Below are 16397 nucleotides of genomic sequence, written 5' to 3'. Positions count from 1 at the left end.
TGTAAAATTTAGTTAAAATAATACACTTTTTTTCTTCCTCTTAACCTTCCGTTTACCTACGCATCTCTCCTTTAGGATTATCTTAGAAGCGCTAACCTGGAATTTTACTGAAAATTAACACCGATGCTTTCACGTCTAAATCCAATAAAAAATAACCGCTTAGCAGCTTCAACAGCAGTGTTATTACTGACATTGAGTTTAGCTGCGTGTGGCGGACAGCAAGGCTCCGACAGTTCTGCTACCAAAGATACTCCTTCCGGCACAGCTCAAGATGCTACAGCCTCCAGCCCGGCTAAATTGGATCTTGGCGGCAACGTAAGTTTAACTGGTGCAGGAGCTTCCTTTCCAGCTCCACTCTATACAAGTTGGTTCACTGAGTTAAACAAAAAATACCCCAGTTTACAAGTGAACTATCAGTCAGTGGGTAGCGGTGCTGGAGTTGAGCAATTTATCAAAGGTACTGTAGACTTTGGTGCCAGCGACGTGGCTATGAAGGATGACGAAATTCAGAAGGTTCCACAAGATAAAGGCGTAATTTTGTTGCCCATGACAGCAGGTAGCATTGTCCTTGCTTATAACTTGCCAGATGTTGCAGAACTCAAGCTACCAAGGGCAGTTTACACCGATATCTTATTAGGCAAAATCAAAAATTGGAACGATCCAAAAATCAAAGCAGCTAACCCAGACGCTAAGTTACCTGACCAAGCAATTACAGTCGTGCATCGTTCTGATGGTAGTGGTACTACTGGCGTATTTACCAAACACCTCAGCACCATCAGCCCAGAATGGAAAAGTAAAATTGGTGATGGCAAAACTGTTAACTGGCCAGTAGGAGTAGGTGGCAAAGGTAATGAAGGTGTAACTGCCCAAATTCAACAAACTCAAGGCTCGATTGGTTACGTCGAGTACGGTTATGCCAAACAAAATAATCTCAAATATGCTGCTTTAGAAAACAAAGGTGGCAAATTTGTTGTTCCTACCGACGAGTCAGCAGCTAAAACTCTAGAAGCAGTAACTCTGCCTGAAAATCTCCGTGCCTTTATTACTGACCCAGAAGGTGCAGATTCTTATCCAATAGTTACCTACTCTTGGATTATGGCTTACAAGAAATATTCCGATCCTGCTAAAGCCAAAGCCGTAGAAGCGATGATTGAGTACGGTTTAACTGAAGGTCAGAAATTAGCGCCAGAATTAGGTTATGTTCCCCTACCACAAAACGTTGTGCAGAAAGTAGCTACTGCGGCTGACCAAATTAGTCCAGACTACAAAATTGCGGTTAGTGGTAGCACTAGTGCCAGCAAATAGTGTTCAAAAATAATGAGGCATCTATAAAGTCAAAAATTGCTTTAATTAATAGTAAATCCAAGGCTTTTTACTATTAATATGACTTTTTGATGTCTCAGTTTTTCAAGACCCTATCAGGATAAGTTGACTAAGCTGGTTCCCTCACATTTTTCTCTGATTTAATCTTTAAAGTCAGTATTCATGGCTACAAACTCTCAAGATTTGCCATCAGCAATTAAAAATCGCTCCGAACTTGGTCGGTCTTTAGATCGGAGTTTTATTTGGCTGACTCGGATTTTTGCACTAGCAGTTGCTGCTACTTTATTATGGATTGCTGTACAGGTTGCCATTGGCGCTTGGCCTGCCATCCAAAAATTTGGTCTGAGCTTTTTAGCTCAGAGTAATTGGAACCCTGTGAATGATGAATATGGGGTGCTACCTCAGGTTTATGGAACTATAGTTAGTTCTTTTATTGGGTTACTTATTGCTGTACCTATTGGTGTTGGCACTGCTGTTTTATTAAGTGAAAATTTTCTGCCCACCCAAGCCAGAGTTGTGTTGGTGTTCTTGGTGGAACTCCTGGCTGCTATTCCCAGCGTGGTTTATGGAGTTTGGGGAATTTTTGTTTTAATCCCGATTTTAAACAATATCGGCAAATGGCTGAATGCCTACTTTGGTTGGTTACCCCTGTTTAGTACTTCTCCTACTGGCCCAGGAATGTTACCTGCTGGGATTATCTTGGCAATTATGACTTTGCCAATTATTACAGCGATTTCCAGAGATGCTTTGATTTCTGTGCCACCTAGTTTACGACAAGCATCCATAGGGTTAGGTGCAACACGTTGGGAAACAATTTTTCAAGTTTTAATTCCGGCTGCCTTTTCTGGGATTGTTAGTGCTGTGATGTTAGCACTTGGTCGGGCAATGGGAGAGACAATGGCAGTCACAATGTTGATTGGTAACTCCAACAAAATTAGTGCTTCGTTGTTTGCGCCAGCCAATACAATTTCTTCTCTTTTAGCAAATCAATTTGCAGAGGCCAGTGGTTTACAAGTTGCTGCTTTAATGTACGCTGCTTTAGTTTTATTTGTTTTAACACTGATAGTAAATATTTTGGCAGAGTTTATCGTTCTCCGAGTCAAGCGAGTGTAGCTTAATTGTGGTTTAATTTATGACTTCTCATTATCCAGAAAGGAGTTTAACTCGTGCTGCTATGTCGCCTCGGACGCTGTTTAATACAGTGATGACCGGGGTGGCTGTTGTCTGCGGAGTTTTAGCATTAGTGCCTTTGGTGGCAGTGCTTTCTTATGTCCTGATTCAAGGATTCAGTAGTCTCAACCTCAGTGTGTTAACTGAATTACCACCAGCACCTTTAAGAAAAGGTGGTGGTTTTGGTAATGCGATTGTTGGAACTCTGCTGATGGTGGGGATTGCAGCTGTAATTAGCATTCCTTTTGGTGTAATCGCAGCAATTTACCTAACTGAGTTTAGTTCTGGTAAAATAGCTAGGTGGGTACGTTTTGCTACTAATGTCTTAAGTGGAGTGCCTTCAATTATTGCTGGGGTATTCGCCTATGGTATTGTGGTTTTGACATTAGTAAGGCTGAACTTAGGATCATATTCAGCTATTGGCGGAGGATTTGCTTTGGCAATTTTGATGTTGCCAATTATTGTGAAAACAACTGATGAAGCTTTACAGCTAGTATCGCAGGATTTACGACAAGCATCTGTAGGTTTAGGTGCGACTAACTTTCAAACTGTTATACAAGTCGTATTGCCGGCTGCATTACCAGCTATTGTAACTGGATCAACATTAGCGATCGCTAGAGCCGCTGGTGAAACCGCTCCTTTGTTATTTACTGCTTTATTTTCTACCTTCTGGCCAAATAGCTTATTCAAACCAACAGCTTCTTTGGCTGTTTTGGTTTTTAACTTTGCAATTTCCCCATTTAAAAATTGGCAGTCACTAGCTTGGGCAGCATCATTAATATTGGTATTAATGGTGTTGATTACCAGTATTATTGCCCGCTGGGCAACTCGCCAAAAAGCTTAGAGGATGTCTGAAGTATAAAGTTTGAAGTATGAAATGAAGAACCTTGTTGATCACGGGTGCTTTATTTCCATCAAAAAGCCTAGTAACCAGACAGCAAAGTTGCATTACCATCCCAAAAACATACATTAGACCTTTTATGGCTACTAACATTAGCACAGCGAATAGCACAGATACCGTATTACGCACAGAAAATCTGAACGTTTATTACGGCAAATACTTAGCCTTACAAAATATTTGGCTAGATATACCCAAAAATAAAGTAACAGCCTTTATTGGGCCTTCTGGCTGTGGTAAAAGTACATTGCTAAGATGCTATAACCGTCTCAACGATTTAATTGATTCATTTAGAGCCGAAGGCAAAGTTTTTTATTATGGGAAAAACTTATACGCATCCGAGGTTGACCCTGTAGAAGTGCGTCGCCGCATTGGGATGGTATTTCAACGACCAAACCCATTTCCCAAATCAATTTATGACAACATTGCATTTGGAGCCAAAATCAATGGCTACAAAGGTAACATGGATGAATTAGTTGAGCGGAGTTTGCGTCAAGCAGCTTTGTGGGATGAAGTTAAAGATAAACTCAGGCAAAGTGGCTTGTCTTTGTCAGGTGGACAGCAACAAAGATTGTGTATTGCACGAGCGATCGCAGTTCAACCAGAAATCATCCTCATGGATGAACCTTGCTCTGCTCTAGATCCGATCTCTACGTTGCGGGTTGAAGAGCTAATTCATGAACTGAAAGAGCAATATACAATCGTTATCGTTACCCACAACATGCAGCAAGCGGCGCGGGTTTCTGACAAGACAGCCTTTTTCAACGTCCGTCCTACAGAAACAGGCGGTCGGATTGGCTATCTAGTAGAGTATGATGCAACAGAAGTAATTTTCAATAATCCTCAGCAAGAAGATACCCGCGATTACGTTAGCGGTAGATTTGGTTAATTATTGCAAATTAATTAAATATTGTCAGAATCAAGAATTAGGTATGCAGCGCATATCTAATTTTATTTTTATAGGTGTTGCTGATTGATGGGATCAATAGAGCAGGCAAATACTATCATCAATAACTGTAGGATGGTTACTAAGCACAACTTAAAAATCAAGATTTGAGAAAAACTTAGGTCTTGACTATCCTAATTCCCAATCCCCAATCAATTCGGAATGGCTCGCACCTCCAAATTAACCTTTGATCGCGGTACATTAATTTTGCATCCACCACCACGCGGTAAAGCTTGGATGGATTATGCTACATGGGATGATCGCGTGGAAAAGTTTCGGATTCCCGCGATTCGCTACCGTGCTTTAGTAGAAGCACTGCAAGCGGAAGAAGTAGAATTTATCGATGAGGCGAAGGCATTTTATCCGATAGATTTGGTTGCGAGTTTAGAAATGGAACCTTACCCCCACCAAAGTGAAGCATTAGCTGCTTGGAAATTGGCGGGAAGACAAGGAGTAGTAGTACTCCCAACGGCGGCGGGAAAAACTTATCTGGCGCAGATGGCGATGCAGGCGACACCGCGCACCACGTTGATTGTTGTGCCAACCTTGGATTTGATGCACCAATGGTATGCACATTTAGTCGCAGCCTTCCCAGATGCAGAGGTGGGATTGCTAGGCGGTGGTTCGCGTGATAAGTCACCGATATTAGTAGCGACTTACGATAGTGCAGCGATTCATGCAGAAGCTTTGGGTAATCAATATGCGTTGATTGTGTTTGACGAATGCCATCATTTACCCACAGATTTTAATCGCGTGATTGCTGAATATGCGATCGCGCCTTATCGTTTAGGATTATCAGCGACACCAGAACGCACCGATGGTAAACACGCTGATTTAAATATTCTGATTGGTCAAGAGGTATATCGCAAACGTGCTGAAGATTTGGCAGGAAAAGCTTTAGCCGAACATGAAATTATTCAAATTAAAGTGAAATTATCGCAACTTGAGCGCGAAAGATACAACGAATTAATTCAAACTCGCAATGATTTTTTGCGTCAATCTAAGATTTCTTTGGGAAGTATTCAAGGTTGGCAAATGTTTGTGCAGATGAGTGCGCGATCGCAAGCTGGCCGTAGAGCAATGTTAGCGCACCGCGAAGCCAAAGAAATTGCTTTAGGTACTGATGGCAAGTTGCGCATCTTAGCTGATTTATTAGCCACACATTATCCTGAGCGAGTATTAATTTTTACGGCTGATAATGGCACGGTTTATAAAATTTCCCAAGACTTATTAATTCCGGCAATTACCCATCAAACACCTGTAAAAGAACGCCATGAAATATTAACTAAATTTCGTGAAGGTGAATACAATACTTTAATCGCTTCTCATGTGTTGAATGAAGGTGTTGATGTCCCTGCGGCTTCGGTAGCAATTATTCTTTCGGGGACTGGTTCAACGAGGGAGTATATTCAACGTTTAGGCAGGGTTTTACGTAAGGGAAATATTGAGAATAAACAAGCTATTCTGTATGAGGTAGTGGCTGAAGATACCAGTGAAGAAGGAACTTCAGCGCGGCGACGAGGGGAGAAGAAAGCTGGGGAAGAAAAAAGGAAAGGAAATTTGCAGGTTGTGTATGGAAGTAAGCAGGAAAGAAGTTTAAAGGCGGCGGAACAATTAGAAATAAATTATTCAATCCAAAATCCAAAATCAAAAATTCAAAATTCAACAGATGTTACCAACAGAGTTACTAAGCCATCGCCTAAACGGAGAAGAAATCATTCCCAAGAGACTGAAGATTGATGATAAAAATTTGGCGTTGGCAAATGAGTTAATTGCTTGTTTTCAAGCTGCACTCGGTAAGACTCAGGGTGAGTTAGAAAGGCAGCTTTTAGATTTAGAAGGTGATGCTACAGATTATCGTGTTAAACGAGGATTAGCTTACATTATCAAAAGCAATTTTTGTACTTTTGAAGTAGTGAGTCCTTTAGAACCGCCAATGTTAAGAGAACGGGTATTTGCTCTCGCTGCTAAGTCAGTTGCGAGTCGAGAATCAACCCAAGCTACCTTAAGCAAAATTGCTGACGAATTAAGTCAAGAATTAGAACGAGAAGTTTTGTTAGAACAGGTGCGTGCTGGGTTATATGCTGACTTATCTGAAAATAAAATTTTGACAGCTTTTGATCCACCTTCACCAGTGGATATATTAAATCGCTATAACTTATCGCAGGTGCAAGGAATTTTTTATAAAGCTAGTCAATTAGTGTTAAATGCTCATCGCAATGTTCCAGGAGAATATAAGCTGTTATTTCGCTATTTAAAGTTGTTTCAATTGATGGCATACATTGAGGGTGATGCTGATCACGGGTTTACGATTACAGTTGATGGGCCGACAAGTTTATTTCATCCTAGTACGCGATATGGTTTGGCGATCGCAAAACTCATTCCGGCTTTACTTCATGTAACAAAATGGAGTCTTTCTGCGACATTGCAAACTCGTGATGTTTACACAGATACTTGGAGAACTGGTAGGTTTACTCTTAATTCCGAATGTGGTCTAGTGTCGCACTATTCTAAAGGTAAACCTTACGACAGTATGCTGGAAGCATCCTTTGCTGATAAATGGGATGCATTAAAAACTGACTGGGTTTTAGAGCGAGAAGTTGATTTAATTCCAATTCCTGGTAGTGTGATGATTCCCGATTTTCGCTTAGTCCATCCTGATGGTCGAGAATACTTATTAGAAATTGTTGGTTATTGGCGACCCGAATATCTACAGAAAAAGTTTTCTCAGGTGCGGCGTGCAGGATGTGATAATTTGATTTTGGCAATTTCGGAACGGCTGAATTTGGAAAAAGCAGGAGTTAAATTAAATGATGTACCTGCGAAAATTATTTGGTTTAAAGATAAGCTACTGCCAAAGTCTGTGTTAGCAGTAATAAATTAAGCGCTACTAGTGGGTTAAATGTCATAAATGAGTCTATGCCAAAATCGACAGTATTAATTGAACAAATCCAAAAAGCCTGAAAATCATGTAACTGTCAGCAAATAAGCGTTGTTTAATAAAAGCGATCGCCTGCACTTCTTGCTACTTCCAAAATCACAATTTACACCCAAAAGACGGTTTCCCACCCAAACATAACTAGGTATCTAGTTGCTCAACTCGGAGTGAAAACTACTAAGCTGGTAGATAGCACGTTAAAACTCTACCGGAAATTCTGCATCGCACTCAGCGACAATTCCGGCTTCCTCATTGGCTAACTACTTGTAACTAAGATATGTTTGATGCACTAGCAGACCGTTTAGAATCCGCCTGGAAAAAACTTCGGGGTCAAGACAAAATTTCGCAATCCAATATTCAAGAGGCTTTGCGAGAAGTCCGCCGCGCCTTATTGGAAGCAGATGTCAACCTCCAGGTAGTTAAAGATTTTATTAGCGAAGTTGAAGCCAAGGCGCAGGGAGCCGAGGTGATTTCTGGCGTGCGCCCTGACCAGCAGTTCATCAAAATTGTTTACGATGAATTAGTGCAAGTCATGGGGGAAGAAAACGTTCCCCTGGCAGAAACTGAAGAGAAACCTACTATTGTGTTGATGGCTGGTTTGCAAGGTACTGGTAAAACCACAGCCACAGCCAAATTAGCTTTACATTTGCGGAAATTAGACCGTAGCTGTTTGTTAGTCGCCACAGACGTATATCGTCCAGCGGCGATTGATCAGTTGATCACCTTGGGTAAACAAATTGATGTACCCGTATTTGACTTGGGAAGTGATGCTGACCCAGTGGAAATCGCCCGCCAAGGTGTAGAACGCGCCAAAGCTGAAGGTGTCAATACAGTCATCATCGATACCGCTGGTCGTCTGCAAATCGACGAAGATATGATGGCGGAATTAGCCCGCATCAAAGAAACAGTCCAACCCCACGAAACTTTGTTGGTGGTGGACGCGATGACTGGTCAAGAAGCTGCTAATCTTACCCGTACCTTCCATGAGCAAATTGGCATTACTGGCGCAATTCTCACCAAGTTAGATGGTGATAGCCGAGGTGGTGCGGCGTTGTCAGTCCGGCAAATTTCCGGCGCACCAATTAAATTTGTTGGTATCGGAGAGAAAGTTGAAGCCCTGCAACCTTTCTATCCTGACCGGATGGCATCACGGATTTTGGGCATGGGCGATGTCCTGACCTTGGTAGAAAAAGCCCAAGAAGAAATTGACTTGGCAGATGCCGAGAAAATGCAGGAGAAAATTTTGTCGGCGAAGTTTGACTTTACCGACTTTCTCAAACAGCTGCGTTTGTTGAAAAATATGGGGTCACTGGGAGGCATTCTCAAGCTGATTCCCGGTATGGGCAAGCTTTCTGATGATCAACTCAAGCAGGGAGAAACCCAGCTAAAACGCTGCGAAGCGATGATTAATTCCATGACCAAGCAAGAACGCCAAGACCCTGATTTGTTGGCAAGTTCTCCCAGTCGGAGACGACGGGTAGCAGCTGGTTCTGGTTACAAAGAACCAGATGTGAGCAAGCTGGTATCAGACTTCCAAAAAATGCGATCGCTCATGCAACAAATGGGTCAAGGTAACTTCCCCGGTATGCCTGGTGGAATGTTTGGCGGTGGCGGTGGTACAGCCTTCGCAGGTGCAGGCCGTCCCGCCGCCCCTGGATGGCGCGGTTACAATGGCGGCGGCGGTGCTACTAAGAAAAAGAAACCCAAAGACAAAAAGAAAAAAGGTTTTGGCAATCTTTAAGCAAAAGTCCAAAGTCAAGGGTCAATAGTCCACAGTTTTTTGACTATTGACCCTTGACCATTGACTGTTGACAATTAACCCAATAGCCGTAAACACTAATCAAGTGTTAAAATAAGCGTTTCAGCATGGGAAGTTATTAACAAAGGCACTTTAGCCTAGTTGCTTCCTTAGTTTATTCGCTGCGAAAAATACATACAAACAGGAGAAAGATTCTTCAACATGATCAAACTGCGCTTGAAGCGATACGGAAAAAAGCGGGAAGCGAGCTACCGCATTGTCGCCATGAATAGCATTTCTCGCCGTGATGGTCGTCCTTTAGAAGAACTGGGATTTTACAACCCCAGAACCGATGAGGTACGTCTAGACGTTCCCGGCATCGTCAAGCGACTACAACAAGGCGCACAACCCACTGACACCGTACGTCGCATCTTAGTAAAAGCTAATGTTTTTGAACAGGTCAGTGCAAAACCCGCATCATAACGTCAACACAAAATCTCTTGCAGCTAATCCCAACTACGTTGGATTAGTCCAATTTTTGATGCAGCCGTTTTTAGAATCTCCAAAGACTTTAAGCGTTGATTGTGAAATTTCTCACACCCTCAAAAAAGCTTGGATTCGCATTGCCTTTGACAGTGCAGATAAAGGCAAAGTATTTGGTCGAGGCGGACGCAATATTCAGGCGATTCGGACAGTAATTGCCGCTGCGGCGGAACTTGCTGGACAATCAGTATACCTGGATATTTATGGCAGCACTGCTATGGGGCGAGATGGTATGTCTTTTGATGAAGACCGCGAAGAGCGACCGCCGCTACCAAAAACTAGGGATAGACGCGGAAACAACGGGCCAAGACCTGTTGCTAAACCACGTTTCCGCTAGGTTTAAACTATAAAGAAAGGAAGATGAGAGAAAAGTATGAAGTATGAAGTGTAAAGTATGAAATTCATTCTTTGTGCTTTTGCTTCCTGTCTTCTCTCATTTACCTGATTTCTAAATGCTATTTTTGAATGCAACTTCTAAATCTCTGTCAGGGGGTGAAATTAGGGAGTGGCTGAAGTCCGTCTAGGTGAAAATGAAACAATTGACTCGGCACTAAGACGTTTTAAAAAGAAAATTCAAAGAGCCGGGATATTATCTGAAGTTAAACGTCGGGAAAGATACGAAAAACCCAGTCTACGCCGGAAGCGTAAAGCAGAAGCAGCACGTAAAGGTGTTCGCTACTAAGCGTATGATTTAAGGTTGAAAAAGTTGAGTCATTTCAAACTCAACAGTGTAGAGGCGCGATCGCGTCTCTACTTTACTAGAAAAAATCAGCAAAAATTAAATTATCCTCGCCTAAATAAAAAATTACATAACTATGTGAGATAGTGATTAGTGATTGATACTCATCAAGTAGAAACAACGAATCACTATAAAATAATGTAAAAATAAAGCTAACTAAAAACTCTAATAAAAAATTTCAGAAATACTAGACTGTTGTTAACAATAACTCCTCACACATTTAAAATATAACTATGGCAGATGCCTTAACAATTCAGCTGCCTAATATTCCGAGTGCGATCGCGCTTGCAGGTGATGGTGAAGAAAATCTCAAAATCCTGTCTCGACAAACAGGCGCGATGTTAGTATTACGCGGTCAAGAATTAAGAATTACGGGTACAGATGCACAGATTAATTTAGCATCGCGGTTAGTGCGATCGCTCGAAGACCTTTGGATTAAAGGCAACACTATTTCCAGTGCTGATATTTTAACAGCCCGTCAAGCCTTAGATAGCGATCGGGAAGACGAACTCCAAGAATTACGCCGAGATGTTCTTGCTAGAACTCGTCGTGGCGAAGAAGTCCGCGCCAAAACATTTCGTCAACGACAGTACATTGAAACCATCCGCAAACGTGACGTTACTTTCTGCACAGGGCCAGCTGGTACTGGTAAAACTTACCTGGCCGTAGTTGTGGCCGTACAAGCACTCCTCTCCAACCAAGTAGAAAAGCTGATTTTAACTCGTCCAGCCGTCGAAGCTGGTGAAAGGTTGGGCTTTTTACCAGGAGACTTACAACAAAAAATTAACCCTTATCTGCGTCCACTTTACGATGCAATTTACGAATTCATTGATGCTGAAAAAGTCCCCAATTTAATGGAACGTGGCATTATTGAAGTTGCACCACTCGCATACATGCGCGGACGTACCCTAAATCATGCTTTCATAATAGTGGATGAAGCGCAAAATACCACACCCGCACAAATCAAAATGGTGTTGACGCGTTTGGGTTTTCGTTCGCGTATGGTGATTACAGGCGATACTACACAAACAGATTTGCCTCATAACCAACAATCAGGTCTGTCAATAGCTTTAGAAATTTTAAAACACGTCGAAGGCATTGGTTTCTGCGAATTTACCCAAAAAGATGTAGTGCGTCATCCTTTAGTTCAAAGAATTGTAGCAGCTTACGAAAAATATGAAAAATAGTTATTGGTCAATAATCAATAGTTTGTAAATAAATAAAGGTTAATTAATTATGAGTGGAAATTTAAAAGAATTTTTAGAAGCTTGCGAAACTCTAGGAACTTTACGTTTAATCGTGACTAGTAGTGCTGCTGTCTTAGAAGCACGCGGCAAAATAGAAAAACTATTTTATGCTGAATTACCCAAAGGTAAGTATGCCAATATGCACACCGAAGGCTTTGAATTTCACCTCAATATGGACAAAATTACCCAGGTGAAGTTTGAAACAGGTGAAGCGAAAAGAGGTAACTTTACCACCTATGCCATCCGGTTTTTAGATGATAAACAAGAACCTGCTTTAAGCTTATTTCTTCAATGGGGAAAACCGGGAGAATATGAACCTGGTCAAGTAGAAGCTTGGCATGATTTAAAAGAGAAATATGGCGAAGTTTGGCAGCCTTTACCAGTAGAGATATAAGTCATTTCCTATTTGTTGTAGGTTGGGTGAAGCGACAGCGAAACCCAACATTGATATTGGCGTAAGTAGAACGGTGCAAATAAACAGAAGTTATGTAACGAAAAGTAAAATTATCTAAAACCCTCTTCCCTTCTGCCTTCTGTCCTCTGCCTCCTGCCTTGTCATAACGACAATTTTTAACATCGACCTACTTAACAGCAATTAGGGTGAACATTCTTATTCCAATTTTTAAGGAACTAGTATCTTCTAGCAATAGATTTGATTAACCTTAGTGTTCAATTATTTCTGCACTGCATTAACATAGTCTAGGAGAATTGTTGTTGGAGTCATCTCTACAGCTTTTACTTTTGCTCGATAGGTAGCTGGGCTATTTTTAACTAAAGTGTCATTACAGTTTGCTTTTCCCTGATACACACCTTTTACAGCAGTAAAAGAAGTCTTAGAATTCAGAGAAATAGTACAGATGTCTTTCCCCTCACGAAAAAGTGTTGCATCAAAACTGCCAACTTTATCGCCATTGCTTGTAGCCTCAACGTAAAAATAGAAAGTCAAAAGTCTATTTACTGGAGATGATTCAATAGTCCAAGTTGCCTCATTTATTAAAGAAGCGTTAGTAACAATACGACCAATATCACCAGGTTGAGGAGTAGGATTCACTTCTGTCTCAGGTGTTGGAGTAGTACCATTGGTAGAGGTTGGAGCAGTAATAGGAGGCGCTGTTGGAGTTGCAATAACTTCAGGTTGACCAGATTTAGACAACCGAATAATCCTAACTGTCTCTTGCTCAACTGCCAAGTTAATATTAAAATTTTGAGGTGGATAGCCAGATTTATTTAAGTTGACACGAACCTTACCTTTAGTGGGAATATTGACCCTAGCATAGCCATTACTATCGGTATAATCGTTTTCAGGTGAGCCTTTGGCAATAACTTGAAGCTTAACGTCTGCTAAAGGTTCACCTATTTCTGTTTGTGTAATAAGCTCAACTTCTTGCTGTGATATCGTGCAGGTATCTGCCAACAAGCCTATGCTACATCTAATTTCTGGAACAGTAGCAACTGTAGCCACAGTTCCGATTAACGCTACAACAAAACCCCACTTAACATAGTTGAATGTTTTAGTATTCATAAAAGCTATTTTTTAACAAGTATTAACACTACTAATTTTCAGATCCTATCGATATGTCTGAAGTTGCTTTCTGTTAAACAATTCAATAAAACAAACATTGATTAGATAGGATTTAAGCGGTTAATTACCGCATTTGAATATTTATGCGGGATTTAGATGCCCAGATATCTTTTTTTCGACATTGTACAGAATTTTAAATCTAATTACTTAGTTTTGGATATTTATACAGATTTTTTTTATCTAATTTTCTTGTGTGTAAATTTAATCTTTATCTTAGGCAAACATGCAAGTAAACTTTTTGTGAGCAATTGCCTACTTTCATAAGGTTAGTGTAAATTTTTGGTTCTTGCGTTAGTTTTATGGTAGATGATCAAAACCCCAGTTTTACAGAAAGTCTCACAACCTGAAAATCTATCTACTGCAATAAATACAGGTTAAATTTATATTTTATTTATTATTCTGTTCCAGAAAATGAACTGAATAACCAATTTTTTTAATTACTAATAACAAATTATGAAGATAATTTACCGTTTTTGCTTAATTGTTTTATTTTTGCTGGGATGGAGTGGAAATGCAGCCGCAGGTGAATTATCAGAACGCTTGACGAACTTTCCTCAATGGGAAAAATTAACTTCTGTTCAGCCAGCTTCAGGCGATTTAGCTTACCCTGAATGGATGGCAGGTACTTGGAAAGTTACAAGTACATTGGTAGATTTGGCTGCACCTTTAGCACCAGATATTGTTACACCTGGGTTTGAAAGTAACCGTCAACAACTTAATCGTCCTGTAAGTTTTATTGTTAGGTTTGTTAAACAAAAACCACCAATCTCATCTGGGTTAAAATTAATTCCTCAAATAAATAATCAACCACCAATTTTAGTAGCAGATAGAGCATTCAATAGTTTGAATTTAGCTAAGGCTTATTTAGGTGAGCAAGCAGTATTATCAGTCAAAGTAGATCCAGAATCTCCTAATCGGCAAATCACATTTTTACGCGGAGAACGCCAATTAGTTTCTATCGTCACAGCACGCGCTACAGAAAGTATTTCTGATCATCAATACATTACGACTGAAGTATTTCAACAACTATTTAAAGGTGGTTCTCGTCCTTATTTTAACTCTGTAGAATCTACAACTGCTTACAATAAACTGCCAACAAATAATCCAGCAATTGAAGCAGATCAAGTGACTGCGGTTTACCTTTCACCCCAAGATCCAGATTACTTTCAGGCGGGTTCTCAACCAGTAGCCCTTTATCGCTATCGTCTGGAATTTTTTCCTGTAGAAGTTCCATCTCACCCAGAAGAATGATTTATTGTATTAGCTATTGACTATTTTGTAATACATTTTGTAGTATAAAGTTCCAAGCTCAAGCTCGCGCTCTTGAACAGAATAGATCATGGCAAAATTTCGAGATATTCTCAATTATTATCGTTCCGACTGGAAACTGAGCGTTTTTAGTATTACAGCATCGAGCGTTTACGAAATTATTGATTTGGTTGTCCCCTATGCGATTGGGCAGATTTTAAATATTTTGTCTAACCAACCGTTAGATAAACCTCTGCAAAGTGCGATCGCATCAGTCTCAGAAGTTATCGATTACCCAGTTAGTAAACAACTATCTTTAGGTGTATTACTGGGTTTAATTTTTATTGTTACCGTTGTGAGAGCGCCTACACAACCTTGGTTAACTCATTGGTTTCACTGGGATATTGCCTTAAGATTGCGTCGCGCTAAAAGTCAAACAGCCATAGAAAAAATTCTCACTCTCCCCCTAGAATTTTATGATGTAAATAACCCCGGACGCATTGCCGGCAGAGTAGCTAGAGGCATAGCAAACCACACTTGGACTTATCCCGAAATTGCTGGACAGTTGATTCCCAAACTATTGCGTGTAGTGGGAATCTTTGTATTTATTTTGTTGATTGAGTGGCGAATTGCGATTTTATATTTGATTTCTTTTGTACTTATCCTTGGTTTTAGCTTAAAGGATTTACAACGACTGATTTGGCATGAAAGCCGTCTAGATAAATACACAGAAGATACAGAAAGCCGTACATCAGAGATCATCACCAATATCAAAACTGTCAAAGCATTTGCAACAGAAGCCCAAGAACTTAAACGCCAAAATCTGCGTTTGCAACGTGAATTGACAGTAATTGATTATCGCATCCACAAAGGTTACGTAAAACTGGCTACTTGGCAGAGAAGCGTTATTCAGTTTTGTGTGTTTATGATTTTGGGTTTAACTTTAGCAGCCACAGTAGATGGACGAATTTCCCTCGGTCATTTTGTTATGACCTTGACACTTTCCAGCATGGCTTATGCCGAATTAGAACCAATTAGCACCTTAGCAGAAATTTTTGCGCGGCGTTATTCTTCAATGCTGCGTTTTCACGAATTTCTCCAAGAACCAACTGGGCCAGATGCAGCTAGTTTATTAGACACACAAACCGAAGCAGATTCACCCTATAGATTCACTGGGAAATTACAGTTCTCTCAAGTCAGTTTTGGATATGATACCAACCGACGAGTATTACACGATATCAACTTGTTGATTGAACCTTACCAAACAGTTGCTTTGGTAGGACGTTCTGGTTCTGGTAAATCGACTTTAGTGAAACTGCTATTGCGGTATTTTGAACCTCAAGAAGGTCAAATTCTCATTGATGGCCAAGATATTCGTACTTTGGATGTAGGTAAGTATAGAAGAAGATTGGCGATCGTTCACCAAGAAGTAGACATATTCAACGGAACAGTCTTAGATAACCTGACATACGGTAGACCAAGCGCTACTTTTGAAGAGGTTGAAGAAGCCTGTAAGATTGCCAGAGTTGATGAGGTAGTACAGCTGTTACCTCAAGGCTATTACACCGTTGTAGGTGAACGGGGCGTAAGGCTATCTGGCGGACAAAGACAGCGCCTTGGAATTGCTAGGGCGTTGTTAGTCAAACCAGATGTGCTGATTTTTGACGAAGCTACCTCCAGCTTAGATTATGAGTCAGAACGTTCCATTCAATTGGCGATGCGATCAATTCAAGGAACTTGTACCACCATTGTGATTGCTCACCGTCTGAGTACAGTCCGCGAAGCTGACAAAATTGTAGTGTTAGAACAAGGCAGAATAGTCGAAGTTGGTAACCACGAAGAACTGTTGCGCTCTGAAGGTATTTACCAACGCTTACACTCTTTGCAAGCAACCGGCGAACTTCTAGATTAGATCGGTTTGTAGTAAGCACTTTCACGCTGAGAAACATTCAGGAGTAAAGTCCTTACTACGAACTTACTAAAATTTTTCTTCCTCACCTTGCCATGTCTCAAATCTGCTGCTAA

Annotated in this window: 15 protein-coding genes; 14 read left to right on the top strand and 1 reads right to left on the bottom strand. The window is 40.7% G+C overall.

What is annotated here, in order from left to right; genetic code table 11:
- Positions 1 to 123 precede the first annotated feature (123 nt).
- The 12 genes from pstS to ACMX3D_RS24260 all read left to right on the top strand — a co-directional run bounded on the left by pstS (position 124) and on the right by ACMX3D_RS24260 (position 11936).
- The gene (gene pstS, locus ACMX3D_RS24315; RefSeq protein ID WP_482748366.1) at positions 124 to 1305 is read left to right on the top strand and encodes a phosphate ABC transporter substrate-binding protein PstS; all 1182 of its coding nucleotides are present in this window, start codon (positions 124 to 126) and stop codon (positions 1303 to 1305) included.
- A gap of 180 nt (positions 1306 to 1485) precedes the next feature.
- Positions 1486 to 2436, top strand: a complete 951-nt coding sequence (gene pstC / locus ACMX3D_RS24310) for a phosphate ABC transporter permease subunit PstC (protein ID WP_482748365.1) — start codon at positions 1486 to 1488, stop codon at positions 2434 to 2436.
- A gap of 19 nt (positions 2437 to 2455) precedes the next feature.
- The gene (gene pstA / locus ACMX3D_RS24305; RefSeq protein ID WP_482748364.1) at positions 2456 to 3337 is read left to right on the top strand and encodes a phosphate ABC transporter permease PstA; all 882 of its coding nucleotides are present in this window, start codon (positions 2456 to 2458) and stop codon (positions 3335 to 3337) included.
- A gap of 136 nt (positions 3338 to 3473) precedes the next feature.
- Positions 3474 to 4280 (top strand): phosphate ABC transporter ATP-binding protein PstB, encoded by an 807-nt coding sequence (gene pstB, locus ACMX3D_RS24300; RefSeq protein ID WP_482748363.1) that lies wholly within the window; start codon positions 3474 to 3476, stop codon positions 4278 to 4280.
- A 219-nt stretch (positions 4281 to 4499) separates the two neighbouring features.
- Positions 4500 to 6077 carry a DEAD/DEAH box helicase family protein gene (locus tag ACMX3D_RS24295; RefSeq protein ID WP_482748362.1) on the top strand — a complete coding sequence of 526 codons (1578 nt, stop codon included), beginning with the start codon at positions 4500 to 4502 and terminating at the stop codon, positions 6075 to 6077.
- On the top strand, positions 6007 to 7221 hold the full coding sequence (locus ACMX3D_RS24290; protein WP_482748361.1) for a DUF790 family protein: 1215 nt from the start codon (positions 6007 to 6009) through the stop codon (positions 7219 to 7221). The genes ACMX3D_RS24295 and ACMX3D_RS24290 overlap by 71 nt, the downstream gene beginning before the upstream one ends.
- Positions 7222 to 7552: 331 nt before the next feature.
- Complete coding sequence (ffh, locus tag ACMX3D_RS24285) at positions 7553 to 9016, top strand: signal recognition particle protein (RefSeq protein WP_482748360.1); 1464 nt, start codon at positions 7553 to 7555, stop codon at positions 9014 to 9016.
- A gap of 219 nt (positions 9017 to 9235) precedes the next feature.
- On the top strand, positions 9236 to 9496 hold the full coding sequence (gene rpsP, locus ACMX3D_RS24280) for a 30S ribosomal protein S16 (RefSeq protein ID WP_193886195.1): 261 nt from the start codon (positions 9236 to 9238) through the stop codon (positions 9494 to 9496).
- Complete coding sequence (locus tag ACMX3D_RS24275; protein ID WP_482748359.1) at positions 9459 to 9893, top strand: KH domain-containing protein; 435 nt, start codon at positions 9459 to 9461, stop codon at positions 9891 to 9893. The genes rpsP and ACMX3D_RS24275 overlap by 38 nt, the downstream gene beginning before the upstream one ends.
- A 168-nt stretch (positions 9894 to 10061) precedes the next feature.
- Complete coding sequence (rpsU, locus tag ACMX3D_RS24270) at positions 10062 to 10238, top strand: 30S ribosomal protein S21 (protein ID WP_062292053.1); 177 nt, start codon at positions 10062 to 10064, stop codon at positions 10236 to 10238.
- Between the two features lie 290 nt (positions 10239 to 10528).
- Positions 10529 to 11482 carry a PhoH family protein gene (locus ACMX3D_RS24265; protein WP_482748358.1) on the top strand — a complete coding sequence of 318 codons (954 nt, stop codon included), beginning with the start codon at positions 10529 to 10531 and terminating at the stop codon, positions 11480 to 11482.
- Positions 11483 to 11531: 49 nt separating this feature from the next.
- Positions 11532 to 11936 (top strand): ChuX/HutX family heme-like substrate-binding protein, encoded by a 405-nt coding sequence (locus tag ACMX3D_RS24260; protein WP_482748357.1) that lies wholly within the window; start codon positions 11532 to 11534, stop codon positions 11934 to 11936.
- A 279-nt stretch (positions 11937 to 12215) separates the two neighbouring features.
- Here ACMX3D_RS24260 and ACMX3D_RS24255 read toward each other — a convergent pair whose 3' ends face one another.
- On the bottom strand, positions 12216 to 13064 hold the full coding sequence (locus tag ACMX3D_RS24255; RefSeq protein WP_482748356.1) for a hypothetical protein: 849 nt from the start codon (positions 13062 to 13064) through the stop codon (positions 12216 to 12218).
- Between the two features lie 513 nt (positions 13065 to 13577).
- Here ACMX3D_RS24255 and ACMX3D_RS24250 point away from each other — a divergent pair.
- Together ACMX3D_RS24250 and ACMX3D_RS24245 are read left to right on the top strand one after the other, a co-directional pair.
- Positions 13578 to 14375: a DUF6816 family protein gene (locus tag ACMX3D_RS24250; protein ID WP_482748355.1), complete on the top strand. Its 798-nt coding sequence runs from the start codon at positions 13578 to 13580 to the stop codon at positions 14373 to 14375.
- Between the two features lie 88 nt (positions 14376 to 14463).
- Positions 14464 to 16284 carry an ABC transporter ATP-binding protein gene (locus ACMX3D_RS24245; protein WP_482748354.1) on the top strand — a complete coding sequence of 607 codons (1821 nt, stop codon included), beginning with the start codon at positions 14464 to 14466 and terminating at the stop codon, positions 16282 to 16284.
- The last annotated feature ends 113 nt before the right edge of the window (positions 16285 to 16397 follow it).

The organism is Anabaena sp. TISTR 8404 (assembly GCF_056847745.1).
Note: the sequence above shows the minus strand (reverse complement) of the source record. Positions and strands in the feature narration are given on the sequence as shown.